This is a genomic window from Pseudomonas sp. 008, assembly GCF_016861935.1.
GTDB lineage: Bacteria > Pseudomonadota > Gammaproteobacteria > Pseudomonadales > Pseudomonadaceae > Aquipseudomonas.
The window spans coordinates 139,726-165,229 of sequence record NZ_BOMA01000013.1 but is presented as its reverse complement, the minus strand read 5'-3'; the positions used below and the strand labels follow the sequence as shown (position 1 = coordinate 165,229).

Annotated in this window: 21 protein-coding genes; 6 read left to right on the top strand and 15 right to left on the bottom strand. The window is 58.4% G+C overall.

Annotated elements, in window-relative coordinates; genetic code table 11:
* Position 1: 1 nt before the first annotated feature.
* From JUI81_RS24120 to sdhC, 5 genes are all read right to left on the bottom strand, one after another.
* Entirely contained in the window at positions 2 to 2,833 is a 2,832-nt protein-coding gene (locus JUI81_RS24120; RefSeq protein WP_018925108.1) for a 2-oxoglutarate dehydrogenase E1 component, read from the bottom strand.
* A gap of 262 nt (positions 2,834 to 3,095) precedes the next feature.
* A complete protein-coding gene (locus JUI81_RS24115) occupies positions 3,096 to 3,800 on the bottom strand; it encodes a succinate dehydrogenase iron-sulfur subunit (RefSeq protein WP_007936040.1) in 705 nt (234 codons plus the stop codon).
* A gap of 11 nt (positions 3,801 to 3,811) precedes the next feature.
* The gene (gene sdhA / locus JUI81_RS24110; protein ID WP_019579623.1) at positions 3,812 to 5,584 is read right to left on the bottom strand and encodes a succinate dehydrogenase flavoprotein subunit; all 1,773 of its coding nucleotides are present in this window, start codon (positions 5,582 to 5,584) and stop codon (positions 3,812 to 3,814) included.
* A gap of 3 nt (positions 5,585 to 5,587) precedes the next feature.
* Positions 5,588 to 5,956 carry a succinate dehydrogenase, hydrophobic membrane anchor protein gene (gene sdhD / locus JUI81_RS24105; protein WP_003210573.1) on the bottom strand — a complete coding sequence of 123 codons (369 nt, stop codon included), beginning with the start codon at positions 5,954 to 5,956 and terminating at the stop codon, positions 5,588 to 5,590.
* A complete protein-coding gene (sdhC, locus tag JUI81_RS24100; protein WP_015096190.1) occupies positions 5,950 to 6,324 on the bottom strand; it encodes a succinate dehydrogenase, cytochrome b556 subunit in 375 nt (124 codons plus the stop codon). The genes sdhD and sdhC overlap by 7 nt, the downstream gene beginning before the upstream one ends.
* 363 nt (positions 6,325 to 6,687) lie before the next feature.
* Between sdhC and gltA the strand changes: the two genes are divergently transcribed.
* Complete coding sequence (gene gltA, locus JUI81_RS24095; RefSeq protein WP_018925105.1) at positions 6,688 to 7,977, top strand: citrate synthase; 1,290 nt, start codon at positions 6,688 to 6,690, stop codon at positions 7,975 to 7,977.
* A 528-nt stretch (positions 7,978 to 8,505) separates the two neighbouring features.
* On the opposite strand, the gene JUI81_RS24090 is transcribed toward gltA, so the two are convergent.
* The 3 genes from JUI81_RS24090 to JUI81_RS24080 form a co-directional block, all read right to left on the bottom strand.
* A complete protein-coding gene (locus tag JUI81_RS24090) occupies positions 8,506 to 10,164 on the bottom strand; it encodes a cation acetate symporter (RefSeq protein ID WP_018925104.1) in 1,659 nt (552 codons plus the stop codon).
* Positions 10,161 to 10,472 carry a DUF485 domain-containing protein gene (locus tag JUI81_RS24085; RefSeq protein ID WP_007939152.1) on the bottom strand — a complete coding sequence of 104 codons (312 nt, stop codon included), beginning with the start codon at positions 10,470 to 10,472 and terminating at the stop codon, positions 10,161 to 10,163. The genes JUI81_RS24090 and JUI81_RS24085 overlap by 4 nt, the downstream gene beginning before the upstream one ends.
* Positions 10,473 to 10,668: 196 nt before the next feature.
* The gene (locus JUI81_RS24080; RefSeq protein ID WP_028940017.1) at positions 10,669 to 11,520 is read right to left on the bottom strand and encodes a glycine betaine ABC transporter substrate-binding protein; all 852 of its coding nucleotides are present in this window, start codon (positions 11,518 to 11,520) and stop codon (positions 10,669 to 10,671) included.
* Between the two features lie 285 nt (positions 11,521 to 11,805).
* Between JUI81_RS24080 and JUI81_RS24075 the strand changes: the two genes are divergently transcribed.
* Positions 11,806 to 13,401 (top strand): beta (1-6) glucans synthase, encoded by a 1,596-nt coding sequence (locus JUI81_RS24075; RefSeq protein ID WP_204125196.1) that lies wholly within the window; start codon positions 11,806 to 11,808, stop codon positions 13,399 to 13,401.
* A gap of 94 nt (positions 13,402 to 13,495) precedes the next feature.
* Here the strand turns inward: JUI81_RS24075 and JUI81_RS24070 are convergent, their stop codons facing one another.
* Positions 13,496 to 13,852, bottom strand: coding sequence for a hypothetical protein (locus tag JUI81_RS24070; RefSeq protein WP_019579618.1), 357 nt, complete (start codon positions 13,850 to 13,852; stop codon positions 13,496 to 13,498).
* Between the two features lie 221 nt (positions 13,853 to 14,073).
* Here JUI81_RS24070 and JUI81_RS24065 point away from each other — a divergent pair, with 221 nt between their 5' ends.
* Both JUI81_RS24065 and JUI81_RS24060 read left to right on the top strand, forming a co-directional pair.
* Positions 14,074 to 15,372 (top strand): serine protein kinase PrkA, encoded by a 1,299-nt coding sequence (locus JUI81_RS24065; RefSeq protein WP_019579617.1) that lies wholly within the window; start codon positions 14,074 to 14,076, stop codon positions 15,370 to 15,372.
* Entirely contained in the window at positions 15,365 to 16,153 is a 789-nt protein-coding gene (locus JUI81_RS24060) for a VacJ family lipoprotein (protein WP_018925098.1), read from the top strand. Before JUI81_RS24065 ends, JUI81_RS24060 begins: the two co-directional genes overlap by 8 nt.
* Positions 16,154 to 16,238: 85 nt before the next feature.
* Here the strand turns inward: JUI81_RS24060 and JUI81_RS24055 are convergent, their stop codons facing one another.
* The gene (locus JUI81_RS24055) at positions 16,239 to 17,153 is read right to left on the bottom strand and encodes a DUF808 domain-containing protein (RefSeq protein ID WP_019579616.1); all 915 of its coding nucleotides are present in this window, start codon (positions 17,151 to 17,153) and stop codon (positions 16,239 to 16,241) included.
* Positions 17,154 to 17,287: 134 nt separating this feature from the next.
* Here JUI81_RS24055 and JUI81_RS24050 point away from each other — a divergent pair, with 134 nt between their 5' ends.
* Complete coding sequence (locus tag JUI81_RS24050) at positions 17,288 to 17,893, top strand: TetR/AcrR family transcriptional regulator (protein WP_007939160.1); 606 nt, start codon at positions 17,288 to 17,290, stop codon at positions 17,891 to 17,893.
* A gap of 71 nt (positions 17,894 to 17,964) precedes the next feature.
* Here JUI81_RS24050 and JUI81_RS24045 read toward each other — a convergent pair whose 3' ends face one another.
* The 3 genes from JUI81_RS24045 to kynU all read right to left on the bottom strand — a co-directional run bounded on the left by JUI81_RS24045 (position 17,965) and on the right by kynU (position 22,119).
* Positions 17,965 to 19,374, bottom strand: a complete 1,410-nt coding sequence (locus JUI81_RS24045) for an amino acid permease (protein ID WP_019579615.1) — start codon at positions 19,372 to 19,374, stop codon at positions 17,965 to 17,967.
* 74 nt (positions 19,375 to 19,448) lie between these two features.
* Positions 19,449 to 20,762: an OprD family porin gene (locus tag JUI81_RS24040; protein WP_204125195.1), complete on the bottom strand. Its 1,314-nt coding sequence runs from the start codon at positions 20,760 to 20,762 to the stop codon at positions 19,449 to 19,451.
* 106 nt (positions 20,763 to 20,868) lie between these two features.
* Positions 20,869 to 22,119: a kynureninase gene (gene kynU / locus JUI81_RS24035; protein ID WP_204125194.1), complete on the bottom strand. Its 1,251-nt coding sequence runs from the start codon at positions 22,117 to 22,119 to the stop codon at positions 20,869 to 20,871.
* Between the two features lie 209 nt (positions 22,120 to 22,328).
* On the opposite strand from kynU, the gene JUI81_RS24030 reads away from it, so the two are divergent.
* Positions 22,329 to 22,802, top strand: a complete 474-nt coding sequence (locus JUI81_RS24030) for an Lrp/AsnC family transcriptional regulator (RefSeq protein ID WP_018925093.1) — start codon at positions 22,329 to 22,331, stop codon at positions 22,800 to 22,802.
* Between the two features lie 228 nt (positions 22,803 to 23,030).
* On the opposite strand, the gene JUI81_RS24025 is transcribed toward JUI81_RS24030, so the two are convergent.
* Positions 23,031 to 24,044 (bottom strand): AraC family transcriptional regulator, encoded by a 1,014-nt coding sequence (locus JUI81_RS24025; RefSeq protein ID WP_204125193.1) that lies wholly within the window; start codon positions 24,042 to 24,044, stop codon positions 23,031 to 23,033.
* A gap of 22 nt (positions 24,045 to 24,066) precedes the next feature.
* Positions 24,067 to 25,470 carry an amino acid permease gene (locus JUI81_RS24020; RefSeq protein ID WP_019579611.1) on the bottom strand — a complete coding sequence of 468 codons (1,404 nt, stop codon included), beginning with the start codon at positions 25,468 to 25,470 and terminating at the stop codon, positions 24,067 to 24,069.
* Between the last annotated feature and the right edge of the window lie 34 nt (positions 25,471 to 25,504).

Genomic DNA, 25,504 nt, shown 5'->3' with positions numbered 1-25,504 from the left:
GTTAAACAGTGAAAGCATCTTGCAGCAGTTGTTCCTGCTGCTCGGCGTGCATCGAAGCGTAACCGCAAGCAGGTGCGGCAGACGCCTCACGACCAGCGTATTCCAGGACCAGGCCTTGTTTATGGTTGGTCAGGCTGCGACGCATGTGATGCTGGCTGCTGTACCAGGCGCCCTGGTTCATCGGCTCTTCCTGGCACCAAACCACGTTTTCGAGGTTGGTGTAAGGGGCGAGCGCCTCCATCAGGTCGTCCTCAGGGAACGGATACAGCTGCTCGATACGCACGATGGCGATGTCTTCACGACCTTCGGCACGGCGTTTTTCCAGCAGGTCATAGTAGACCTTGCCGCTGCACAGGATCATGCGAGTGACCTTTTTCGGATCAAGCGCATCGATTTCCGGGATCACGGTCTGGAACGAACCTTCGGCCAGATCTTCCAGAGTCGAGATGGCCAGCTTGTGACGCAGCAACGACTTCGGAGTCAGGACTACCAATGGTTTGCGCAGCGGGCGAATCACCTGACGACGCAGCAAGTGGTAGATCTGGGCCGGCGTAGTCGGCACGGCTACCTGAATGTTGTGCTCGGCGCACAGCTGCAGGTAACGCTCCAGACGAGCCGAGGAGTGCTCAGGACCCTGACCTTCATAACCGTGCGGCAACAGCATGGTCAGACCGCAGAGACGGCCCCACTTGTGCTCGCCACTGGTGATGAACTGGTCGATAACCACTTGGGCACCGTTGGCGAAGTCGCCGAACTGGGCTTCCCAGATAACCAGAGCGTTTGGCTCGGTGGTCGAATAACCGTATTCGAACGCCAGAACCGCTTCTTCGGACAGGAACGAATCGTACAGGTCGAAACGTGGCTGACCCTTGTACAGGTTTTGCAGCGGGATATAGGTACCCGCGTCTTTCTGGTTGTGCAAGACAGCGTGACGGTGCGAGAACGTACCGCGACCGATGTCCTGACCCGTCATGCGAATCGGGTGACCTTCGAACGCCAGGGTCGCGTACGCCATGGTTTCGGCGTAACCCCAGTTGATCGGCAGGCCGCCGGCTTGCATCTTCTGACGGTCTTCGTAGATTTTCGAGACCTGGCGCTGAACCACGAAGCCTTCCGGAATTTCCAGCAGCTTGGCGGACAGTTCCTGCAAGGTTTTCAGATCGAAGCGAGTGTCGTGACGCGCGGTCCAGGCGTGGCCCAGATACGGACGCCAGTCCACGAACAACTCTTTGTTCGGCTCTTTGACCAGGCTTTTTACTACGTGCAGACCGTTGTCCAGCGCGTTGCGGTATTCGTCGACTTTCGCCTGAACACGCTCAGCGTCCAGCACCCCACTCTGGGTCAGACGATCGGCATACAGCTCACGGGTGGTGCGCTGCTTGGTGATCTGCTGATACATCAGAGGCTGGGTACCGCTTGGCTCGTCAGCCTCGTTGTGGCCGCGACGACGGTAGCAGACCAGATCGATCACCACGTCACGCTTGAACTGCATGCGGTAGTCGATGGCCAACTGGGTCACGAACAACACGGCTTCCGGATCATCACCATTCACATGGAGGATCGGCGCCTGGATCATCTTCGCAACGTCGGTCGCGTACTCGGTGGAGCGCGAGTCCAGCGGGTTGCTGATGGTGAAGCCGACCTGGTTGTTGATCACGATGTGCACGGTGCCGCCGGTCTTGAAACCGCGGGTCTGCGACATCTGGAAGGTTTCCATGACCACACCCTGACCGGCGAATGCCGCGTCACCGTGGATGGAGATCGGCAGAACCTTTTCACCGGTAGGATCGTTACGACGATCCTGACGGGCACGGACCGAACCCTCGACCACTGGAGAAACGATTTCCAGGTGAGACGGGTTGAAAGCCATGGCCAGGTGAACTTCACCGCCGGTGGTCATGACGTTGGACGAGAAGCCCTGGTGATATTTAACGTCACCGGAACCCAGCTCGACCTTCTTCTTGCCTTCGAACTCGTCGAACAACTCGCGCGGGTTCTTGCCAAAGGTGTTCACCAGCACGTTCAGACGACCACGGTGGGCCATGCCAATGACGATTTCCTTGGTGCCGTAGGAGCCGGAACGCTGGATCAGTTCATCGAGCATCGGAATCAGGCTCTCGCCGCCTTCCAGGCCGAAACGCTTGGTACCCGGGTACTTGGTGCCAAGGTATTTTTCAAGACCCTCGCCGGCAGTGACGCGCTCGAGCAGGTGACTCTTGATGTCGGCGGAGTACGTCGGACGGCCGCGCACGCTTTCCAGACGCTGCTGGAACCACTGGCGCTGCTCGGAATCGGTGATGTGCGTAAATTCAGCGCCGATGGTGCGGCAATATGTCTGCTGCAACGCTTCGTGAATTTCGCGTAGGCTCGCCTCCTCTTTGCCGATGAACAGGTCGCCGGCACGGAAGGTCGTATCAAGATCGGCATTGGTCAAGCCGTAATGATTGATTGACAGGTCTGCAGGTGCAGGACGCTGCCACAGCCCCAGCGGGTCAAGCTGGGCTGCCTGGTGGCCACGCATACGGTAGGCCTGGATCAATCGCAGCACTTCAACTTGCTTCTTCTCGTGCTCACTGCTCACGCTGCCGGCGGAAACCGGTTGGGCGCGGCGCTGGTTCTTTGCCAGCAAGACGAAATGATCGCGAATTGTGGAGTGCGAAACATCGGTGGCAGTGTTGCCATCAGCAGGCAACTTCTGGAAGTAGGTGCGCCACTCTTCTGGCACAGCGTTAGGGTCGTGCAGGTAGAGCTCGTAGAGCTCTTCCACATAGGCAGCGTTACTACCGGAAAGGTAGGCGCTGTTCCACATGCGCTGCATCACGCTTTCTTGCATGCTTGGTCACCCTCGGTTAGGGGAACACCACCGGCGTCGACACCGAGCAAACTTGCAGAAGTCCGAATGCAGCGACTAAAACAAGCCACTTAGGATCACGCTGATAGTCCGGGTACCAGCCCGGATGCCCCTGCTTGTCTCATTTCTTCAAAATAAGAGCCGCAGCCTTATGGGCTGCTGCTCAGGTTAAAACTACGGCGCCGGTTGAAGCCTGCGCCGTAGCATCTACGGGTACAGCGGTTCTACGGGTACAGCAGCTGAATCACACGCCGCTTTGCAGCAGCATGTTACGGATGTGACCGATGGCCTTAGTCGGGTTCAGGCCTTTCGGACAAACGTTGACGCAGTTCATGATGCCCCGGCAGCGGAATACGCTGAACGGGTCATCCAGCGAAGCCAGACGCTCGGACGTCTTGGTGTCGCGGCTGTCTGCCAGGAAGCGGTACGCTTGCAGCAGGGCAGCCGGGCCCAGGAACTTGTCCGGGTTCCACCAGAAGGACGGGCACGAAGTCGAGCAGCAAGCGCACAGGATGCACTCGTACAGACCGTCGAGCTTTTCACGCTCTTCCGGGGACTGCAGACGCTCGATGGCCGGAGCCGGCGTGTCGTTCTGCAGGTATGGCTTAACCTTTTCGTATTGCTTGTAGAAGATGCTCATATCGACGACCAGGTCACGGATAACCGGCAAACCTGGCAGAGGACGAACGATCAGCTTGTTACCTTTTACGACGGCAGACAGCGGCGTGATGCACGCCAGACCGTTTTTGCCGTTGATGTTCATGCCGTCGGAACCGCAAACACCTTCACGGCAAGAGCGACGATAGGAGAAACCTTCGTCCTGCTCTTTGATCAGGGCCAGCACGTCCAGCACCATCAGGTCTTTACCACCGGTATCAACCTGGAATTCCTGCATGAACGGCGCAGCGTCCTGATCAGGGTTGTAACGATAAACACTGACTTTCAACATGGCGGCCACCCTTAATAAGTCCGAATCTTAGGTTCAAAAGTCGGAACAGTCTTCGGCGAGAAGTTCACTGCACGCTTGGCAACGCGCTTCTCACCCGGAAAGTACAGGGTGTGGCACAGCCAGTTTTCGTCGTCACGGTCTTCAAAGTCTTCACGGGCGTGAGCACCGCGGGACTCTTTACGTACTTCTGCAGCGATGGCGGTAGCTTCGGCCACTTCCAGCAGGTTCTGCAGCTCCAGCGCTTCGATACGCGCGGTGTTGAACGCCTGGCTCTTGTCGTTGATCTTGACGTTGGCGATACGGCCACGCAGATCAGCCAGTTGAGCAATACCCTTCTGCATGTATTCGCCGGTACGGAATACACCGAAGTAGTTCTGCATGCAGTTTTGCAGCTCGCGACGCAGGGTTGCCACGTCTTCACCATCGGTACGCTCGTTCAGAGCGGACAGACGCGACAGGGCCGCATTGATGTCGGCGTCGGTGGCGTCGTCGTATTCGATACCGTCGGTCAGCGCTTTTTCCAGGTGCAGACCGGCCGCACGACCGAAGACCACCAGGTCGAGCAACGAGTTGCCGCCCAGACGGTTGGCACCGTGAACCGATACGCAAGCCACTTCACCAACCGCGAACAGGCCCGGAATGATGGTGTCTTTGCCTTCGGCGTCCTGAGTGATCGCCTGGCCATGAATGTTGGTGGCAACGCCGCCCATCATATAGTGGCAAGTCGGAACAACCGGAACCGGAGCGACGACCGGGTCAACGTGCGCGAAAGTCTTGGACAGTTCGCAGATGCCTGGCAGACGGCTGTGCAGCACTTCCTCGCCCAGGTGGTCGAGCTTGAGCATTACGTGGTCGCCATTCGGACCGCAACCGTTGCCGGCGATGATTTCCTTAACCATCGAACGGGCAACCACGTCACGACCGGCAAGGTCTTTGGCGTTCGGAGCATAACGCTCCATGAAACGCTCGCCGTGCTTGTTGATCAGGTAACCACCTTCACCACGGCAACCTTCGGTTACCAGTACACCGGCGCCGGCGATGCCGGTCGGGTGGAACTGCCACATTTCGATGTCTTGTACCGGTACGCCGGCACGCAGCGCCATGCCAACGCCGTCACCGGTGTTGATCAGGGCGTTGGTGGTCGAAGCGTAGATACGACCTGCACCGCCGGTGGCCAGTACGGTGGCCTTGGCACGGATGTAGGTGGTTTCACCGGTTTCGATGCAGATCGCAATCACACCGACGAACTCGCCTTGACCGTTCTTTACCAGATCGACAGCGTAGTACTCGTTCAGGAACACGGTACCGGCTTTCAGGTTGCCCTGATAAAGGGTGTGCAACAGCGCGTGACCGGTGCGGTCGGAAGCGGCGCAAGTACGGGCAGCCTGCCCGCCTTTACCGTAATCCTTCGACTGACCGCCGAACGGACGCTGGTAGATACGACCTTGCTCGGTACGCGAGAACGGCATACCCATGTGGTCCAGCTCGTAAACGGCAGCCGGGCCTTCCTGACACATGTATTCGATAGCGTCCTGGTCACCGATGTAGTCGGAACCCTTGACGGTATCGTACATGTGCCAGCGCCAGTCATCGTTCGGATCCGCAGACGCAATGGCGCAAGTGATGCCGCCCTGGGCCGATACGGTGTGCGAACGAGTCGGGAAAACCTTGGTGATCACGGCAGTCTTGTGACCGCCTTGTGCCAGTTGCAGCGCAGCGCGCATGCCAGCACCGCCGCCACCAATAATGATGGCGTCGAAAGAAATCGTTGGAATGTTAGCCATGGATCAGATACCCCAGAGAATCTGCACACCCCAGACGAAGTAAGCGAACATCGCAACGCCGCATACTGCCTGGAAAAGGAAACGTACTGCAGTCGCGGACTTGCCCAGCGCCATCGGCGTCAGGTAGTCGGTCGCGATGGTCCACATGCCGACCCAGGCGTGAGCGCCCAGGGCCACAAGGGCCAGCAGACTGAAGATACGCATCCCGTTGTGGGCGAACAGGCCATGCCATTGGGCGTAGCCAATGCCAGGATTCGCAGCGAGGTATCCGATCAGGAAAATGAAATAAGCCGCGAGAACAACCGCAGACACACGTTGCGCCATCCAGTCATAGAGGCCCGAACGCGAAAGGTTCGTAACGCTGGTTACCATATCCAAACTCCTGCCAGAACGATCAACACCACGGAAACGGCGATGATAATTTTCGAGCCCAGGCGGCCGCCTTCCAGCGTCTCACCGATGCCCATGTCCATGATCAAGTGGCGCACACCGGCTACCAGGTGATACAGAAGAGCGGACAGGAGGCCCCATGCTACGAACTTGGCCAGCGGGCTGGTCAAGCATGCCTTCACCTCGGCAAAACCTTCCTCGGAACCCAGAGACTTGCCCAATGCATAAAGCATGAAGCCAAGGCCCAGGAAGAGGATGATGCCGGAAACACGGTGAAGAAACGACGTAACGCCGGTGATGGGGAGTTTGATGGTCCTTAGGTCTAGGTTTACAGGTCGTTGGCTTTTCACGGCTTTTTTTTCACACTGAAGAGCCCCTAACAATCAGGGCAAAGTTGTTGGGGAGTGCACTGGTCAGGTAACCACCACCCAGGGATGCGACCCCCAATAAAGCAGGCCCAAAAGCCCCTGGCGGTCGGTGGCCGAGTATAGACAGTTAGGCTACTAATGACAACGCGTTCACCTTCCCCTAATAGCGGATTGCACAAGTGACATAAAAGGCGTAAACGGCAGGCAATTTCGAGAAAAAAGTGCGGTTAAAGCCTTCTGGAGCAAGACTTTAGGCAAATTGACATTCGAATTTATCTCACTATAGTGGTGCGGGCCCTGCGTGGGGGGTCTGTCTGATGATTTCAAGCATAAATAGGAGGCCACATGGCTGACAAAAAAGCGCAGTTGATCATCGAGGGCGCAGCCCCCGTCGAGCTGCCCATTTTAACCGGCACCGTTGGTCCCGATGTTATCGACGTTCGGGGCCTGACGGCCACGGGCCGTTTCACCTTTGACCCTGGTTTCATGTCGACCGCCTCCTGCGAGTCGAAGATCACCTACATCGACGGCGACAACGGTATTCTGCTGCACCGCGGCTACCCGATCGAACAGCTGGCTGAAAAGTCGGACTACCTGGAAACCTGCTACCTGCTGCTCAACGGCGAGCTGCCGACCGCAGAACAGAAAGCCCAGTTCGTCGGCACCGTGAAGAACCACACCATGGTCCACGAGCAGTTGAAGACCTTCTTCAACGGCTTCCGTCGCGACGCCCACCCAATGGCCGTCATGTGCGGTGTAGTTGGCGCCCTCTCGGCGTTCTACCACGACTCCCTCGACATCAATAACCCGCAGCATCGCGAAATCTCCGCGATCCGCCTGGTTGCCAAGATGCCGACCCTGGCTGCAATGGTTTACAAGTACTCCATGGGCCAACCCATGATGTACCCGCGCAACGACCTGTCGTACGCGGAAAACTTCCTGCACATGATGTTCAACACCCCGTGCGAGATCAAACCGATCAGCCCGGTACTCGCCAAGGCCATGGACCGGATCTTCATCCTCCATGCCGACCACGAGCAGAACGCATCGACCTCCACCGTACGTCTGGCAGGTTCCTCGGGCGCCAACCCGTTCGCCTGTATCGCCGCCGGTATCGCTGCACTGTGGGGCCCTGCCCACGGCGGTGCGAACGAAGCCGTGTTGACCATGCTCGATGAAATTGGCGATGTCTCGAACATCGACAAGTACATCGCCAAGGCCAAAGACAAGAACGATCCATTCAAACTGATGGGCTTCGGTCACCGGGTTTACAAAAACCGCGACCCACGCGCTACCGTCATGAAGCAGACCTGCGACGAAGTATTGAAGGAACTGGGCATCACCAACGATCCGCAACTCGAACTGGCCATGCGCCTGGAAGAGATCGCCCTGACCGACCCGTACTTCATCGAACGCTCGCTGTACCCGAACGTCGACTTCTACTCGGGGATCATCCTCAAGGCGATCGGCATTCCAACCAGTATGTTCACCGTGATCTTCGCCCTGGCGCGGACCGTCGGCTGGATCTCCCACTGGAAAGAAATGCTCTCCAGCCCGTACAAGATCGGCCGTCCGCGCCAGCTGTACACCGGCTACGAGTCGCGTGACATCACCCCGCTTGAAGACCGCAAATAAGACCTGTCTTGCGATAACGTCTTAAGTTGCACCGAGAACGGCCTCTATGTAGATAGAGGCCGTTTTTGTTTGTGCTCTTTGGTTGTGTGTATATCCGTTTCTTCGGTAACGGCGGCTTATGGTTTCGCTCTTACAGCGAGTCACTTTCGAAAAGCGCGAAAGTAACCAAAGCGCTCTTGCCCCTTTCGTTCGGTGCCTCGCCTTGGCTCGGCATGCCCTCGCTCCGGTCCTCTCGAGGGGGCGTGCACCTCAAAAGCAAAGCGAGGCGGCCTACCGGCCGACCTAGCTTCAAATGAACGCGTTCCCCCGTAGGAGTTGCCGAAGGCTGCGATCTTTTGATCTTGATCTGGCTTTTGATCTCACTCTGCCCGCCCCTTTTTCAAAGTGACTCGCTGTAAGAGCGAAACCGCCAGCCGGCGTTACCGCAGAAACGGATATGTACACACAAAGGGCGATAACCGCCCAATAAAAATGCCCCGATCTCTCGACCGGGGCATTCGTGTCAGCGCAGCTTATATATAAGAAGCCTTAGTGCGAAACCGCCCCACTCGCCCCCAACCCCGTCTGCGAACGGACAAACTGCGGGAAGAACAGCGCCCGCTCATTGTCAGCCGCAGCAGATTTGTCAGTGATCGAGAAGAACCAGATCCCGATAAAGGCAATGATCATCGAGAACAGCGCCGGGTATTCATACGGGAAGATCGCCTTCTCGTGACCCATGATCTGCACCCAGATGGTTGGCCCCAGCACCATCAAGCCAACAGCACTGACCAGCCCCAACCAACCGCCGATCATCGCACCGCGAGTCGTCAGTTTCTTCCAGTACATGGAAAGCAGCAGCACCGGGAAGTTACAGCTCGCCGCGATGGAGAACGCCAGGCCCACCATGAACGCGATGTTCTGCTTCTCGAACAGAATGCCCAGGCCGATCGCCAGCACCGCCAGGGCGATGGTGGTGATTTTCGAGACGCGGATTTCGTCCTTCTCGTTGGCCTTGCCCTTCTTGATCACGCTGGCATACAGGTCATGGGACACTGCCGAGGCACCGGCCAGGGTCAGGCCGGCCACCACCGCCAGAATGGTCGCGAACGCCACCGCCGAGATGAAGCCCAGGAACACACTGCCACCCACCGCGTTGGCCAAATGCACCGCCGCCATGTTGTTGCCGCCCAATAGCGCACCTGCCGCATCTTTAAAGGCCGGGTTGGTGCTGACCAGCAGGATCGCGCCGAAGCCGATGATGAAGGTCAGGATGTAGAAGTAGCCAATGAAGCCGGTTGCATACAGCACACTTTTACGTGCTTCTTTCGCGTCGCTCACGGTGAAGAAGCGCATCAGAATGTGCGGCAGGCCAGCGGTACCGAACATCAGTGCCAGGCCGAGGGAGAACGCCGAGATCGGGTCTTTCACCAGGCCGCCCGGGCTCATGATTGCTTCACCTTTGGCGTGAACCTTGATCGCCTCGGAGAACAGCGTGTTGAAGTCGAAGTTGACGTGCTTCATCACCATCAGCGCCATGAACGAGGCACCGGACAACAACAGCACCGCCTTGATGATCTGCACCCAAGTGGTCGCCAGCATGCCGCCGAACAGCACGTACAGGCACATCAGGATACCGACCAGGATCACCGCAACGTGGTAGTCCAGGCCGAACAGCAGCTGAATCAGCTTGCCGGCACCGACCATTTGCGCGATCAGGTAGAACGCCACCACCACCAGCGAACCGCACGCCGACAGCGAGCGGATCTGGGTTTGCCCCAAGCGATAGGACGCCACGTCGGCAAAGGTGTACTTGCCCAGGTTACGCAGGCGTTCGGCGATCAGGAACAGAATGATCGGCCAACCCACCAGGAAGCCGATCGAATAGATCAGGCCGTCGTAGCCGGAGGTGAACACCAGGGCGGAAATACCCAGGAAGGATGCCGCGGACATGTAGTCACCGGCAATTGCCAGACCGTTCTGGAAACCGGTGATCTTGCCACCCGCCGCATAGTAGTCGGCGGCCGATTTGTTGCGCTTGGACGCCCAATAGGTGATGCACAAGGTTGCCCCGACGAACACCACGAACATCATGATCGCGGATACGTTGAGCGGTTGTTTCTGCACTGCACCTGTCAGGGCCTCAGCCGCCCAGGCGCCCGGTGCAAAGGCTGCGATGCTCAAGAGAGCGATTAGACGCCGGATCATTGCTGAGCCTCCTTGAGAATCGCATTGTTCAAGTCGTCGAATTCGCCGTTGGCGCGTCGTACGTAGATGCCAGTCAGGACAAAGGCCGAGACAATCAGCCCGACACCGATCGGAATGCCCCAGGTAATCGAAGACTCGGGGCTGATTTTTGCGCCCAGAATATGCGGCCCGTAAGCGATCAAAAGGATGAATCCGGAGTACAGCCCAAGCATGATCGCTGAAAGAATCCAGGCGAATCGTTCCCTCTTGCTAACCAGCTCCTTGAAGCGCGGGCTGTTTTGAATCGAGAGGTAAATGCTGTCGTTCATTGTTTTTATCCTCGCAGCACAGATTTTAGTTGGAACGCTATCCACTCTATGCGGCTGCCGGAGAGGTTCCAGACGACCTTAGTATTAGAACGACATGACGGCTTCTCCCCCGCCGAATTCCCACAGAAAGCAAAAGGCCCCTTGGCATTTAAGCCAAGGGGCCTTGAGAGGTGCTGACCAGACGCTTCAGCTCAAATCATTTGGTCCATTCGGCAACGCGATCCGGGTGTTTAGCAACCCAGTCTTTCGCTGCGGCTTCAGGCTTGGCACCGTCCTGAATCGCCAACATGACCTGGCCGATTTCGTCTTTCGACGCCCACTGGAAGTTCTTCAGGAACTTCGCGACTTCAGGCGCTTTGGTTGCCAGTTCTTTACTGCCGATGCTGTTCACGGTTTCAGCTGCGCCGTAAACGCCTTTCGGGTCTTCCAGGAAGCGCAGTTTCCACTTGGCGAACATCCAGTGCGGCACCCAACCGGTGACGGCAATGGATTCGTTTTTCTTCTCGGCACGGGTCAGCTCGGCAATCATGCCGGCGCCGGAACTGGCCTTGAGGGTGTAATTGTCCAGACCGTAATCCTTGATGGCCTGATCGGTCTTGAGCATCACGCCTGAACCGGCGTCGATGCCGACGATACGACCCTTGAAGCTCTCGTCGGTTTTCAGATCCGCAATCGACTGGGCCTTGACGTACTCCGGCACGATCAGACCGATTTTCGCATCCTTGAAGTTCGGGCCGTAGTCGACGACCTGATCCTTGTTCTTCGCCCAGTATTCGCCGTGAGTCACAGGCAGCCACGCCGACAGCATGGCGTCGAGTTTGCCGGTGGCCACACCTTGCCACATGATCCCGGTGGCAACCGCTTGCAGTTTCACGTCATAACCGAGTTTCTGTTTGATCACTTCAGCAGCCACGTTGGTCGTGGCGACGCTGTCCGACCAGCCGTCGACATAACCGATCGTTACTGCCTTGCCTTCAGCGCTGGCTACGGTAGAACTGATTGCCAGCACCAAAGCGGCACCTGCGCCCAAGAGTCGTCGCATCTTCATCGTTACTTCCCCGAAAGTGCTGCACTCGACGGATGCCGAGTCGCTCAACGTATTTTTATGGTGCACAGCGCCCCCATCACGCCGACCGCAAACTCGCTCGATTATCAGTGGAGTACTGACGTGTCGATCATCAACCTGACGCCAACAGTGACCTGCTCTGCCAGCGACCTCAAGACATCGAGAAACGACATCAGAAGGCCATTAATCGCGACAACTAAAAATGCATAGGCCATCCCGCCTGAACTTTGCATGTCAAAACCAAGCAGCCCACCAAGCGTAGGCAAAATGCAGGTAACATGCCCGGCTTTGCTCCCAGACGGCCTGAACATGCCCGCGACATCACGCTTTCCTTTTTTGGCTTATCTTTTCGCTTGCCTGCTGGGGCTGTTTGCCCTCGGCGGCTTCTGGTACGGCCTCGGCAAACCGGTGATCCTGCCGGACGTGGCCAGCGCAACGCACAAGCTGCAATGCGCCTCCTACACCCCGTTCGACAAGGACCAATCGCCATTCGACGTGCCGTTCAAACTGCGCCCCGAGCGCATGGACGCCGACCTCGCGCTGCTGGCGACCCGTTTCGAATGCATCCGCACCTATTCCATGACCGGCCTCCAGGATCTGCCCGACCTGGCGCGCAAGCACGGCCTGAAGCTGATGATCGGCGCCTGGGTCAACAGCAACCCGGTGGACACCGCCAAGGAAGTCGACCTGCTGATCGCCTCGGCTAATGCCAACCCGGATGTGGTGACCTCGGTCATCGTCGGCAACGAAGCCCTGCTGCGCAAGGAAGTCACCGGCGCGCAACTGGCAACGCTGATCAATAAAGTCAAAAGCCGGATCAAGCAACCAGTGACCTACGCCGACGTCTGGGAGTTCTGGCTCAAACACCCGGAAGTCGCCCCGGCAGTGGATTTCCTGACCATCCATTTATTGCCGTACTGGGAAGACGATCCGTCGAACATCGACGCCGCGCTGCAACATGTGGCTGAAGTGCGCCAGGTGTTCGGCAACAAGTTCGCGCCCAAGGACGTGATGATTGGCGAAACCGGTTGGCCGAGCGAAGGTCGTCAGCGCGAAACGGCGCTGCCGAGCCGGGTCAATGAAGCCAAGTTCATCCGCAGCTTTGTGATCATGGCCGAGCAGCAAGGCTGGCATTACAACCTGATCGAGGCATTCGACCAGCCCTGGAAACGCGCCAGCGAAGGGGCGGTGGGCGGTTATTGGGGACTGTTCGATGCCGATCGCCAGGACAAGGGCGTGCTCGCCGGGCCGGTCTCGAACGTGCCGTACTGGTCGCAATGGCTGGCGGTGGGTGGCTTGATCTTCATCGGCACGCTGATCCTCGGCGGTCGGGTTCGCAGCACCCGCGCAGCGTTGGTACTGCCACTGCTCGGTGCCCTGGCGGCCTGCTCGATTGGCGCCTGGGGCGACCTTGCCCGCGTCACCACCCGGTTTGCCAGTGAATGGTTGTGGGTAGCGTTGCTGACGGGGTTGAACCTGTTGGTGCTGGCCCATGCCGCGCTGACCTTGAGCGCCCGCACCGGTTGGCGTGGGCGCGCCTTCAATGCACTCGAACGTCGAGCCGGCTGGTGGCTGGCAGCGACAGGTTTTGCCGCGGCGGTGATGATGCTGGAACTGGTGTTCGACCCGCGTTATCGCAGCTTCCCGAGTGTCGCCTTCATCCTGCCGGCACTGGTGTACCTGTGCCGGCCGGTGAGCGTGCCTCGTCGGGAAATCGCCGTGCTGACCTTCATCATCGGCGCCGGCATTGCGCCGCAGCTGTTTCGTGAAGGTCTGCAGAATCAGCAGGCTTGGGGCTGGGCGCTGGTGAGTGTGTTGATGGTCGCGGCGTTGTGGCGCAGCTTGCGGGTTCGCAAAGGGTAATCAACACAGCAAGATCAAAAGATCGCAGCCTGCGGCGGCTCCCACAGGGAAACGTATATCCCCGTGTAGGAGCCGCCGCAGGCTGCGATCTTTTTTATGCCCGAACCAGACGCAAAGCAGCAATCACCACCGCAAACACCGCCAACGTGGTGGTGTACAACGCCAGCGCCGGAAACCCGAGCACCAGCGCCAATACCGCCAACCACCACCCTGCCCGCCCTGGCAGCACAAAACCGGTCACGGCTGCCGCCACTGCCGCCCAGCCCAACACCTTGAAATGAATCATCAAACCCAGGTTCGAACGCACCTGGCATTCCCAGCGACTGGCCTCGTCAACGCAGATGCCGACCCATTGAGCATCCTCCATGAAGCCATAACGCGCGCCATAACTGGCGGCCAGCCACAATGGCAGAAGAACGAGCAGCAGAATCACAGGCAGACGGCGGGACATGAAGCACTCCAATAAACGAAATCGGCCGCCAGCTTAATCCCCCGCCCGTGGTAAGCAAATAACATCAATTAACTGTTCATGAAATAACTGCAAAGTGTATCGTCCCGCTACCGTTGCTCCGAAATCAGGCCTGTTTGCGGCCGATGCATGGCACTTTGGCCCAAATCCGATGGTCATAGCCTGCGAACTTCATCTGGCACCTTCCTCTAAGGGATCTAGTCATGCTCCGTTCCTTGCGCTTCGCCGCCCTGTTTGGCGGCTTGCTTTTAAGTGCGTCCGTACTGGCGGCCGATATTGACGCCGCCAGTTATGGCTACCCCCTGACCAACCCGTTCGAGGCGACCATCGCCACGACACCGCCCGACTTGCGCCCGGAATTGCCGCTGGATGAAGACATCAATCAGTCGGACCGCAGTGTCACGATGCGCCCGGAGCGTGAGTTCAATCTGCCGGACAACTTCTGGCCGGTGAAAAAACTCACCTATCGCATCGCCACGCAGGATCATGCCGCACCGTTGATCTTCCTGATCTCCGGCACCGGTGCACGCTATGACAGCACCCTCAACGAATACCTGAAAAAGCTCTATTACAAGGCCGGCTATCACGTGGTGCAGCTGTCGTCGCCCACCAGCTTCGACTTCATGAGCGCCGCCTCGCGCTTCGCCACCCCGGGCGTAACCAAGGAAGATGCCGAAGACATGTACCGGGTGATGCAGGCCGTGCGGGCGCAAAACCCGAAGCTGCCGGTCACCGATTATTTCCTGACCGGTTATAGCCTCGGCGCCCTGGATGCGGCTTTTGTTGCACACCTGGACGAGACCCGTCGCAGCTTCAACTTCAAGAAAGTCTTGCTGCTCAACCCGCCGGTCAACCTTTACACCTCGGTCACCAACCTGGACAAGCTGGTACAGACCGAGGTCAAGGGCATCAACAACACCACCACTTTCTATGAGCTGGTGCTGGGGAAACTGACCCGCTACTTCCAGCAAAAGGGCTACATCGACCTCAACGACGCCCTGCTCTACGACTTCCAGCAGTCCAAGCAACACCTGAGCAACGAGCAGATGGCAATGCTGATCGGCACTTCGTTCCGTTTCTCGGCGGCAGACATCGCCTTTACCTCGGACCTGATCAACCGTCGCGGCCTGATCACACCACCGAAATTCCCGATCACCGAAGGCACAACCCTCACGCCGTTCCTTAAACGCGCGCTGCAGTGCGACTTCGACTGCTACATCACCGAGCAGGTTATCCCGATGTGGCGCGCCCGCACCGACGGTGGCAGCCTGCTGCAACTGATCGATCAGGTCAGCCTGTATGCACTGAAGGACTACCTGCACGACAGCCCGAAAATCGCCGTCATGCACAACGCCGACGACGTGATCCTCGGCCCTGGCGACCTGGGCTTTCTGCGCCGCACCTTTGGCGACCGCTTGACTGTTTATCCATTGGGCGGCCATTGCGGCAACCTCAACTATCGCGTCAACAGCGACGCCATGCTGGAGTTTTTCCGTGGCTAAATACCTCCTGCTGATCGCAGCGTTACTCTGTGCAGGCGTCGCCAATGCCGACAACAGCAAAGCCAACGCCCCAGTGGTTATCGATAAAGACGGCTTCAAGGAACCGCTGAGCAAACTCAAATTCAACCCGGGGCTGGACCAGCGAGAGTTCGAACGCTCATCGCTCAACGCACTGAACGTCTATGACCCGCTGGAAGAGTGGAACCGCCGCGTCTACCACTTCAACTACCGGTTCGACGAATGGGTGTTCCTGCCCGTGGTCAACGGCTATCGCTACGTCACCCCAAGTTTCCTGCGCACCGGCGTCAGCAACTTCTTCAACAACCTCGGTGATGTGCCGAACCTGGTGAACAGCCTGCTGCAATTCAAGGGGCAGCGCTCGCTGGACACCACCGCTCGCCTGCTGCTCAACACCACCATCGGTGTCGCCGGCCTGTGGGATCCGGCCACCGCCATGGGCCTGCCGCGCCGCAATGAAGACTTCGGCCAGACCCTGGGCTTCTACGGCGTACCGGGCGGCGCCTACCTGGTGCTACCGATCCTCGGCCCGTCGAACCTGCGTGACACCGCAGGCCTGGCGGTCGACTACACCGGCGAATCGGCGATCAATTTCCTGAACGTGTCCGAAGTCAGTTCCAACCACCCGGAAATCTGGGTACTGCGCGGCATCGACAAGCGCTATCAGAACGGCTTCCGCTACGGGCAGATGAACACACCGTTCGAGTATGAAAAAGTGCGTTACGTGTATACCGAGGCGCGCAAGCTGCAGATCGCCGAGTAACTTCGTCGGCAACAAAAAAGGCCATTCGATTTGCGTCGAATGGCCTTTTTCATGCGCGGCGTATCAAACACCAGCTCCCAGAGTTTCAGGCTTTCACCATTTTCCAGAGCTTGCCTACCGCCATCACCCCCGCCAACACCGCCGCGCCCGCGACAATCCCGGCCACCGCATTGAGCAACGTCGGCACGATAAACCCGGCCCCACCAGACGCTGCGGTGACACTCTCGATCCAGTGATGAACCACCGGCACGCCATGGGTCAGAATCCCGCCGCCAACCAAAAACATCGCCGCGGTGCCGATCACCGACAGGCTTTTCATCATGTACGGCGCTGCACGCAGAATCCCGCCGCCGATGCTTTTGGCCATTTGCCCAGGCTTCTGGGTCAGCCATAGACCGAGGTCATCGAGTTTGACAATGCCGGCCACCAGGCCATAGACGCCGATAGTCATGACGATGGCGATGCCCGAGAGCACGATCACTTGCTGGGTCAGCGAAGCGTCAGCCACAGTGCCCAAGGTGATGGCGATGATTTCCGCCGACAAAATGAAGTCGGTACGAATCGCCCCTTTGATCTTGTCCTTCTCGAACGCCACCAGATCGACTGCCGGATTGGCCACGGCCTCGACCAACTCTGCGTGTTCAGCCTGATCTTCGGCTTTGCTGTGCAGGAATTTGTGGGCGAGTTTTTCGAAGCCTTCGAAGCACAAGTAAGCGCCACCGACCATCAGCAACGGTGTGACCAGCCACGGAATGAACGCACTGATGGCCAATGCCGACGGCACCAGGATCAGCTTGTTGAGAAACGAGCCCTTGGCGACTGCCCATACCACCGGGATTTCCCGTTCGGCACGCACGCCGGAAACCTGCTGGGCGTTGAGCGCCAGATCGTCGCCCAGTACACCGGCGGTCTTCTTCGCGGCCATTTTGGTCATCAACGCTACATCGTCCAGTACGGTGGCGATGTCGTCGATCAGCACCAGCAAACTGCTTCCTGCCATGAATCGGGTTTCCTTCTTGAATGAATGGTGCGCAGCATAACGCGACCCGAGGCCACACGGGGCATTCTTGAGCGTCGCGCGAGGCCGGTGCTACCATGCGCAACCGCCAGAACAGGCAAGGAACCCCTTGGTTTATGAGCACTATCCGCGAGCGCAACAAAGAACTGATCCTGCGTGCCGCCAGTGAAGAATTTGCCGACAAGGGCTTCGCTGCGACCAAAACCAGTGACATCGCGGCCAAGGCCGGGCTGCCCAAGCCTAACGTCTATTACTACTTCAAATCCAAGGAAAACCTCTACCGCGAGGTCCTGGAAAGCATCATCGAGCCCATCCTGCAAGCCTCGACGCCGTTCAACGCCGACGGCGTGCCCAGCGAGGTGCTCAGTGGCTACATCCGCTCGAAAATCCGCATCTCCCGCGACCTGCCCTTCGCCTCCAAGGTGTTCGCCAGCGAAATCATGCACGGCGCCCCGCATTTGAGCCCCGACCTGGTCGAGCAGCTCAACGGCCAGGCCAGGCACAACATCGACTGCATCCAGACCTGGATCGACCGCGGCCAGATCGCCCCGATCGACCCCAACCACCTGATGTTCAGCATTTGGGCCGCGACCCAGACCTACGCCGATTTCGACTGGCAGATTTCTGCAGTGACCGGCAAGGCCAAGCTGGATGAGGCTGATTATGAGGCGGCGGCACAGACGATTATCCGGTTGGTGCTCAAGGGGTGTGAGCCGGACTGATAGCGGCCCAGGATCAATGCCGACTCGGCAGTCCATGAAAACTGCCGGTCGGGATTGCATGTTTGCGCCCTCTAAACCTTCGGCAGCGGATTCAACGCCACGGCTGCCCTGGGTTTTCTGAAGAAGATCCAGTAGACAATCGTGAGGATCAGCAGGAAAGGCACACCGAATACCAAGGTCATTTTGAAGGCATCGGTGAAGTAGGTGGTGATCATCACCGCGCCCATCAGCAGCAGCCCCAACAGCGTGGTGTACGGGAACAGGCGCATGCGGAAGGACAGTTTCCGTTCACCGTTGCGCTCGTGGTAGCGACGGAAACAGTAGTGGGTCAGGAAGATCATGAACCAGGTGAAGATCGCGCCGAACATCGAGATCGCCATCATCAAGGTGAAGGAGCTTTCCGGGTACAGCACATTGAGCAACGTTGCCAGGGCAATGCCGGAGCTCGACAGCAACAAGGCATTCAGCGGGATTCCGGTCTTGCTCAACACCCCCATGGACTTGGGTGCATAACCGCCGCGGGACAGGCTGAACATCATGCGGGTGGTGATGTAGAGCTGACTGTTCATCGCCGACAACGCCGCAATCAGGATCACGAAGTTCATCACGCCGGTTGCGCCGGGAATGCCGATGGTCTGCATGACGGTGACGAATGGGCTCTGCGCTTGACCGGCCTGGACCCACGGCACAATCGCCAGCATCAGGGCCAGGGTCAGCAGGTAGAACACCACCAGCCGCACGATGGTCGCACGAAAAGCCTTCTTCACCGCCCGCTCCGGGTCCTGCGCCTCGCCGGCGGCCACTGCGATCATTTCCACGCTCAGATAGCTGAAGATCGAGACGATCACCGCAATCCACATGCCTTGCAGACCATTGGGAAAGAAGCCGCCGTGGGCGGTGTAATTGTGCACGCCGTAATCCGCGTTGCCGGAACCGAACACCACATACACCGCGAGGATGATGAAGCCGACAATCGCACCGATCTTGATGGTCGAGAACCAGTACTCGAAGGTGCCGAAGGTTTTCACGCTGATGGCGTTGAGCACGATCAGCATGCTCGAGAACGAAACAATCCAGATCCATTCCGGTACGTTGGCGAACCAATACTTCATGTACATCGCCACCGCCGTCACTTCCGTGCCCACTGCCAGCACAATCGCCGCCCAATAGGCATAGCGCACCAGGAACCCGGCCAATGGGCTGACATAGAATTCGGCATAGGCGCCGAACGAGCCGGACGTCGAATGGGCCACCGTCATTTCCGCCAGACAGCCCATCAACAACAGCGTGATGATCGCGCCAATCGCATAGCTGAGCAGCACGCTCGGCCCGGCATAACCAATGGCGTAGGCACTGCCCATGAACAGCCCGGTGCCAATCGCACCGCCAATGGCGATCATGCTCATCTGACCCGAGGTGAGCTGGCGCCTGAGGCCCTGCTCACGCTTGGAGATGTTTTCAAAACCGGCGTTATCGGTCATTTTTCTTTCCTCTGAATATTGTCTTTCTTGAAGAGAGCAAATCGTTTGGGTTGCCGGTGGAGATCAGCCACGGATCAGAAAATATTCAGCGGATACTCGATGATCACCCGGACTTCGTTGTTGTCGGTGGTGTCCGCCCGGGCCACCTGGGCGGTGGAACGCATACTGGCCTGGCGCACACGTATCGACAGGTCCTTGGCCTTGCCCTCCTGCACCACGTAGCGCGCTTCAATGTCACGCTCCCAGCGCTTGCCGTCACTGCCGTAACGTCCATAGGCACCATTGGGGCCGCCGTCGTAGTGGCTGTCGTCGATATGGTCACCGCTCACATAGCGCGACATGAAGCTCAGGCCCGGCACGCCGAAAGGCGCCATGTCCAGGTCATAACGCAGCTGCCAGGAACGCTCATTGGGCGCGTTGAAGTCGAGGATCTGTACCGAGTTGGCAAGGAATACCGAGGTGCCCGGCTGCTGATCGAAGCCGAGATAATCGAACGGTTCATCGCCATCGACCCGTTGGTAGGCCAGGGTCAAGCGGTGCGCGCCAACCTTGTACGCGGCGGCCAGCGACCAGGTAGTGTTGTCGATCTTGCCGGCCAGGCGTTGGCCATAGTCGTCGGTGCGATAGAGGTTGAAATCCAGGTTCAGCGACTGGTTTTCGCTCAGGGCATAGCTGTAGTTGGCGTTGGCGTAGTACTGCCGCCAGATATCAGCGAACTGCGAACCGTACAGGCTGACGCTCAATTGATCGCTCAGGGCATAACTGCCGCCCAGATAATCGACGCTGCGGGTTTCCACCCCGGCATACAGTGCCTTGAGGGCGCCATCGTCGTTGGTCGACGCACTGTCATTGCCCGAGGTGAAGTGCCCGGCATCGAGTTTCAGTCCTTTCAACTCGTTGCTGGTCAGCTGGAAACCATTGGCGTAGGTGGTGAACAGGCGCGCCGAGCCGGTGCCGAACACCGGGTTGAGCGGTGTCAGATTGCCGTATTTGAGTTCGGTCTTCGAGATCCGCACCTTGAGCGCGCCACCCGCTTCGGAATACTCATCCTCGGCGCGTCCATCGGAACCGACCGGCAACAAACCGGTGCCGGTACGCCCCCTGCCGCTGTCGAGCTTGAGACCCAACTGCGCGTAGGCGTCGACTCCGAAACCCACTGTGCCCTGGGTATAGCCGGAACGATAATCAAGCATAAGTCCGTGGGCCCACTCCTCCCGATAGTTCTGGCCGCCCGGGTTGTTGAGGTTGTTGCGGTAGAAATAGAAATTGCGATGGGTCAGGGTCAGGCTGCTGTCTTCAACGAATCCATTGTCGGGTGCGGCATGGGCCACTTGGCCGAGACAGCTGGTAATGGCGAGCGGCAAGGCGGGCCAAAGGGACAGTTTCATTCTGCGTGTTCCTTATTATTGTGTTTTCACAGAAGTGCTTATCGGAGGCGACCGAAGCCCTGCTGCCGGGAAATTCGCGGCAGCAAGACAAAGGCGTCGGGGGGTATCAGGTGACGCTGTGGCGGATCTGGAATTGCTCTTGCGACCAGGTTTTCTGATCAAGTATTTCGCCGAGGATCTGCACCGCATCCCAGACCTCGGTGAAGCTGGTGTACAGCGGGGTGAAGCCGAACCGCATGATCCGCGGCTCGCGGTAATCGCCGATCACGCCACGGGCGATCAAGGCCTGGATCACCGCATAACCCTGGGGATGTTCGAAGCTGACATGGCTGCCACGTTTGGCGTGTTCGCGTGGAGTGACCAGGGTCAGCTCGTGAGCGGCGCAGCGCTGCTCGACCAACTGGATGAACAGGTCCGTCAGCGCCAGGGACTTGCTGCGCAGGCTGGCCATGTCGGTCTGGGCGAAGACATCCAGACCACACTCGATCATCGCCAATGAAGTGATGGGCTGGGTGCCGCACAAATAGCGGGCGATTCCGCTGCTCGGCTGGTAATGCGACTCCATGGCGAACTGCCGCGAATGACCGAACCAGCCGGACAGCGGTTGCGCCACCAGATCGCACAACTCAGGGGAAACCCAGACGAAAGCTTGCGAGCCCGGACCGCCATTGAGGTACTTGTAGGTGCAACCGATGGCGTAGTCGGCGCGCGCCTGATGCAGGTCGACCGGCACCGCCCCGGCGGAATGCGCCAGGTCCCAGATGGCCAGCGCGCCGCATTCATGGGTCAGCGCGGTCAGGGCCTGCATGTCGTGCATGTAGCCGGTCTTGTAGTTGACGTGGGTGAGCATGACCACCGCGGTGTCCTGGTCAATCGCTTGCGCCAGCTCTTGCGGGCTGTCGACCAGACGCAGGCTGTAGCCCTGCTGCAGCATGTCCGCCAGACCTTCGGCGATATACAGGTCAGTCGGAAAGTTGCTGGTCTCGCTGACGATCACCCGCCGCGTCGGCGCTCGCATGGCCTGCACGCGCAGGGCGGCGCTGAGCACCTTGAACAGGTTGATCGAGGTGGTGTCGGTCACCACCACTTCGCCGTCACCGGCGCCAATCAGCCCCGCCAGTCGATTGCCCAGACGTTCAGGTAAATCGCGCCAGCCAGCGCTGTTCCAACTGCGGATCAGGCCATTGCCCCATTCATCGGCGATCACTGCCTGAGCACGCGCCAGCGCTGCGACCGGGCGCGCGCCGAGGGAGTTGCCGTCGAGATAGATCACCCCTTCGGGGAGCGCAAACTGCTGACGCAGAGGGGCCAGAGCGTCCTGCGCATCAAGCGTCAGACAATCGTTTCTTGTAGTCATTGGGTGTCCTGCTTTTTGAAAGAAGTGCCGTCCGGGCAGATCGCAATAGTCGGGTGTGAGTGTCGTGTTTCAGGCGTTATTTGCGCCTTCACGACGAGGAAATAATGAACGAAGCTTTAGAGAATTTTCGTGCAAAGTAAGCGGCCATCTAGTATTTATCTCGTAGAAAATTCGAATCCAACGCCAAATATCGAGGATTTATTCTATCCATGACTCTCGACCCCACAGACCTGCGAATCCTGCATCTCTTGCAACGTGACGGCCGTATCAGCAACCACGAAATGGCAGAGAAAGTCGCACTGTCTCCATCGGCCTGCTTGCGCCGTTTACGCTTGCTGGAAAGTGAAGGAATCATCACTGGCTATCGCGCGATGCTGAACGCAGAGAAGCTGGGAGTCGAACTGGAAGCCATCGTCCATGTGTCATTGCGACAGGACGTCGAGGACTGGCACGAGACCTTCATCAAGAAGGTCCAGTTGTGGCCGGAAGTGGTCACCGCCTACGTGATTACCGGGGCGAGCAACTATGTACTGCGGGTCCAGGCGCGTAACGTCAAGCACTTCTCCGACTTCATCGTCAACCACCTGAACCGCACGGCGGGGGTGACTGATATCCGCTCGGAAATCGTGTTGCAGAAAATCAAGGAGCGGGAGACGTTGCTTGATTTGGTGGTGCGTAAGTGAGCGCCAGTTAATGGATATCGATGATCAGGTGATCAATTGTGGCGAGGGAGCTTGCTCCCGCTGGAGCGCGAAGCGGTCCTGAAATTCGCAACCGAGGTTTGTCAGAGATCCCCCATCCGCAGGCTTTAGGGCTGCTTCGCAGCCCAGCGGGAGCAAGCTCCCTCGCCACAAATAGAGCTTCATCAGGCTGCTGTCGCAGATCTGATTCAATTCTGGACACCGGGATATTCAGACCCCGCGTATGCGCCGGGCTTCGTTACGCTGCAAGGTCGTGCTGGGGGACTCGTCGAACAACTTGCGGTATTCGGCGGAAAAACGTCCCAGATGCGTAAAGCCCCAGCCCATGGCGATCGCGGAAATATTGCGCGCCGAGCCGTGTTCGAGGATTTCCTGGCGCACAGCGTTCAACCGGTATTTTTTCAGGTAGACCATCGGCGACAGGGCGAAGTACTTCTTGAACGCCTCGCACAGCTTGAAACGCGAGACCCCGGCCGCGACCTCGATATCCTCCAGGTGCAAGGCTTCGCGAGCATTGTCGTGAATGTATCGCTTGGCCCTGATCAGGTAGTGCGGCAGTTTCACGCCGAGCACGTTGCGCAATTCTTCGGAGTAGTTGTTCGGCTGGGCGAGGATCAAGCCTTTGATCAATGAGCTTTCGATGTCCCGAGTGAAGACCACCTGTTCGTACAGTTCATTGCTGCGTTCCAGCTCCGCGATGAAATAACGCGCCATGCGCCACCACGAGGCCGACGCGCCGTCCACCGCATCCATCACCGGCTCGAAACGCAGCGGCGTATCCAACGGTCGCTGCAGCATGCCCTCCAGCGACTCGCTCATGGCGACGCGGGTGATCACCACCTGAACTTTGCGGCAGTCGCCGGAGATCGCCAGCATCTGGTTCTCGTTCGGGGAAATGATCACCCCTTGATCGCGGTTGGATTTCGACACGCTGCCATTCTTGCTCAGCTCCTGCTCGCCCACCAAAGGCAAACTCAGGCTGTAACTGCTGAAGTGCTCGGCGTCTTCGATATCGATGGTGACATCGGTGCCGTACGAGAGCGTGCCCAGGGTCGTGGCCATCGACTTGAACACATTGGCGCTGTGATGAAAGCGGATCCGCTCGGGCGTCGAAGTCTGGAGGCGGTGCGGCCCGCAGATACCAGACATCCAGCTCCTTGCACCCTCGAGGTCATAGTGATCGATACGAATGTCGCGAAACTGCGGATCAGCGTTGCTACTCATCACGGCGCACTCACGGCAAAGGCTATTGAACTATCGGCAAGGCCCGATCCTTGGCCATACGCATCCGGTAAAAACCGAAGATGATCAACACCCACACCGGTATGGCGAAGACTGAAGCGCGTATCCCTGGAATCATCAGCATGACGCAGACAATCATGGCCATGAAGGCCAGGCACAAGTAATTGCTGTAAGGGAACCAGAACGCCTTGAAGCCCGGTACGATACCTCGCTGGCCCATGATTTTGCGAAATTTCAGGTGCGTCAGGCTGATCATCGCCCAGTTGATCATCAGCGATGCGACCACCAGTGCAAAGAGCAACTCAAGCGCTTCATGCGGGGCGAGGTAGTTAACCAGCACGGACAGCATGGTGATCAACGCAGATACGCCCAGCGCCAGTAGAGGCACGCCCTGCTTGTTCAGTTTCATCAGCGCCTTGGGTGCGTCGCCCTGTTCGGCCAGGCCATAGAGCATGCGGCTGTTGCAGTAGACGCCACTGTTATAGACAGAGAGTGCTGCGGTGAGCACCACGAAATTGAGGATGTGCGCTGCGGTGTCGCTGCCGATCAAGGAGAAGATCTGCACGAACGGGCTGCCGCTATAGGCATCGCCCGAAGCGCCCAGTGTCTGTAGCAGTTGATCCCACGGATACAGCGACAACAACACCGTGAGTGCGCCGACGTAGAAGATCAGCACGCGATAAACCACCTGGTTGATCGCCTTGGGAATCACCTTACCCGGCTCGCTGGCTTCAGCGGCGGTGATACCGACCAGTTCCAGGCCGCCGAAGGAGAACATGATGAACGCCATGGACATCAGCAACCCAGTGGTGCCGTTGGGAAAGAAGCCGCCGTGACTCCACAGATTGCTGACCGAGGCCTGCGGGCCGCCCGTTCCGCTGAACAACATGTAGCAGCCCAGGACGATCATTCCAATGATCGCGACGACCTTAATGATTGCGAACCAGAACTCCATCTCGCCGAAGACTTTGACGTTCATCATATTGATCAAATTGACCAGGACGAAGAACACCGCCGCGCTGACCCAGGAGGGGACTTCCGGCCACCAGAACTGCACGTACTTGCCGACAGCCGTCAACTCGGCCATGCCCACCAGCACATACAGCACCCAGTAGTTCCAGCCGGACAGAAAGCCGGCATAGCCGCCCCAGTACTTGTGGGCAAAATGACTGAAGGAGCCGGCCACCGGTTCCTCGACAATCATCTCGCCCAGCTGGCGCATGATCAGAAAGGCGATGAAGCCGGCAATCGCATAGCCGAGGATCATCGACGGCCCGGCCGATTTGAGTACTCCGGCAGAGCCGAGAAACAACCCGGTCCCTATCGCTCCGCCCAATGCGATCAGCTGAATATGACGATTTTTCAGCCCTCGCTTGAGCTCGCCTTGCCTCAAGATTTCATCCGCCATCTGGTTACCTTTTAATTGTTATGGTCAGGCATGG

What these genes read in the sequence shown, in the direction of transcription:
- JUI81_RS24085 (WP_007939152.1), bottom strand. Translation starts at nt 10,472, where the DNA reads ATGAACGACAGCATTTACCTCTCGATTCAAAACAGCCCGCGCTTCAAG.
- JUI81_RS24120 (WP_018925108.1), bottom strand. Translation starts at nt 2,833, where the DNA reads ATGCAAGAAAGCGTGATGCAGCGCATGTGGAACAGCGCCTACCTTTCC.
- sdhD (WP_003210573.1), bottom strand. Translation starts at nt 5,956, where the DNA reads ATGGTAACCAGCGTTACGAACCTTTCGCGTTCGGGCCTCTATGACTGG.
- sdhA (WP_019579623.1), bottom strand. Translation starts at nt 5,584, where the DNA reads ATGGCTAACATTCCAACGATTTCTTTCGACGCCATCATTATTGGTGGC.
- JUI81_RS24025 (WP_204125193.1), bottom strand. Translation starts at nt 24,044, where the DNA reads ATGAGTAGCAACGCTGATCCGCAGTTTCGCGACATTCGTATCGATCAC.
- JUI81_RS24075 (WP_204125196.1), top strand. Translation starts at nt 11,806, where the DNA reads ATGCAGGTAACATGCCCGGCTTTGCTCCCAGACGGCCTGAACATGCCC.
- JUI81_RS24065 (WP_019579617.1), top strand. Translation starts at nt 14,074, where the DNA reads ATGCTCCGTTCCTTGCGCTTCGCCGCCCTGTTTGGCGGCTTGCTTTTA.
- gltA (WP_018925105.1), top strand. Translation starts at nt 6,688, where the DNA reads ATGGCTGACAAAAAAGCGCAGTTGATCATCGAGGGCGCAGCCCCCGTC.
- JUI81_RS24030 (WP_018925093.1), top strand. Translation starts at nt 22,329, where the DNA reads ATGACTCTCGACCCCACAGACCTGCGAATCCTGCATCTCTTGCAACGT.
- JUI81_RS24090 (WP_018925104.1), bottom strand. Translation starts at nt 10,164, where the DNA reads ATGATCCGGCGTCTAATCGCTCTCTTGAGCATCGCAGCCTTTGCACCG.
- JUI81_RS24115 (WP_007936040.1), bottom strand. Translation starts at nt 3,800, where the DNA reads ATGTTGAAAGTCAGTGTTTATCGTTACAACCCTGATCAGGACGCTGCG.
- JUI81_RS24080 (WP_028940017.1), bottom strand. Translation starts at nt 11,520, where the DNA reads ATGAAGATGCGACGACTCTTGGGCGCAGGTGCCGCTTTGGTGCTGGCA.
- JUI81_RS24070 (WP_019579618.1), bottom strand. Translation starts at nt 13,852, where the DNA reads ATGTCCCGCCGTCTGCCTGTGATTCTGCTGCTCGTTCTTCTGCCATTG.
- JUI81_RS24055 (WP_019579616.1), bottom strand. Translation starts at nt 17,153, where the DNA reads ATGGCAGGAAGCAGTTTGCTGGTGCTGATCGACGACATCGCCACCGTA.
- kynU (WP_204125194.1), bottom strand. Translation starts at nt 22,119, where the DNA reads ATGACTACAAGAAACGATTGTCTGACGCTTGATGCGCAGGACGCTCTG.
- JUI81_RS24040 (WP_204125195.1), bottom strand. Translation starts at nt 20,762, where the DNA reads ATGAAACTGTCCCTTTGGCCCGCCTTGCCGCTCGCCATTACCAGCTGT.
- JUI81_RS24045 (WP_019579615.1), bottom strand. Translation starts at nt 19,374, where the DNA reads ATGACCGATAACGCCGGTTTTGAAAACATCTCCAAGCGTGAGCAGGGC.
- JUI81_RS24050 (WP_007939160.1), top strand. Translation starts at nt 17,288, where the DNA reads ATGAGCACTATCCGCGAGCGCAACAAAGAACTGATCCTGCGTGCCGCC.
- JUI81_RS24020 (WP_019579611.1), bottom strand. Translation starts at nt 25,470, where the DNA reads ATGGCGGATGAAATCTTGAGGCAAGGCGAGCTCAAGCGAGGGCTGAAA.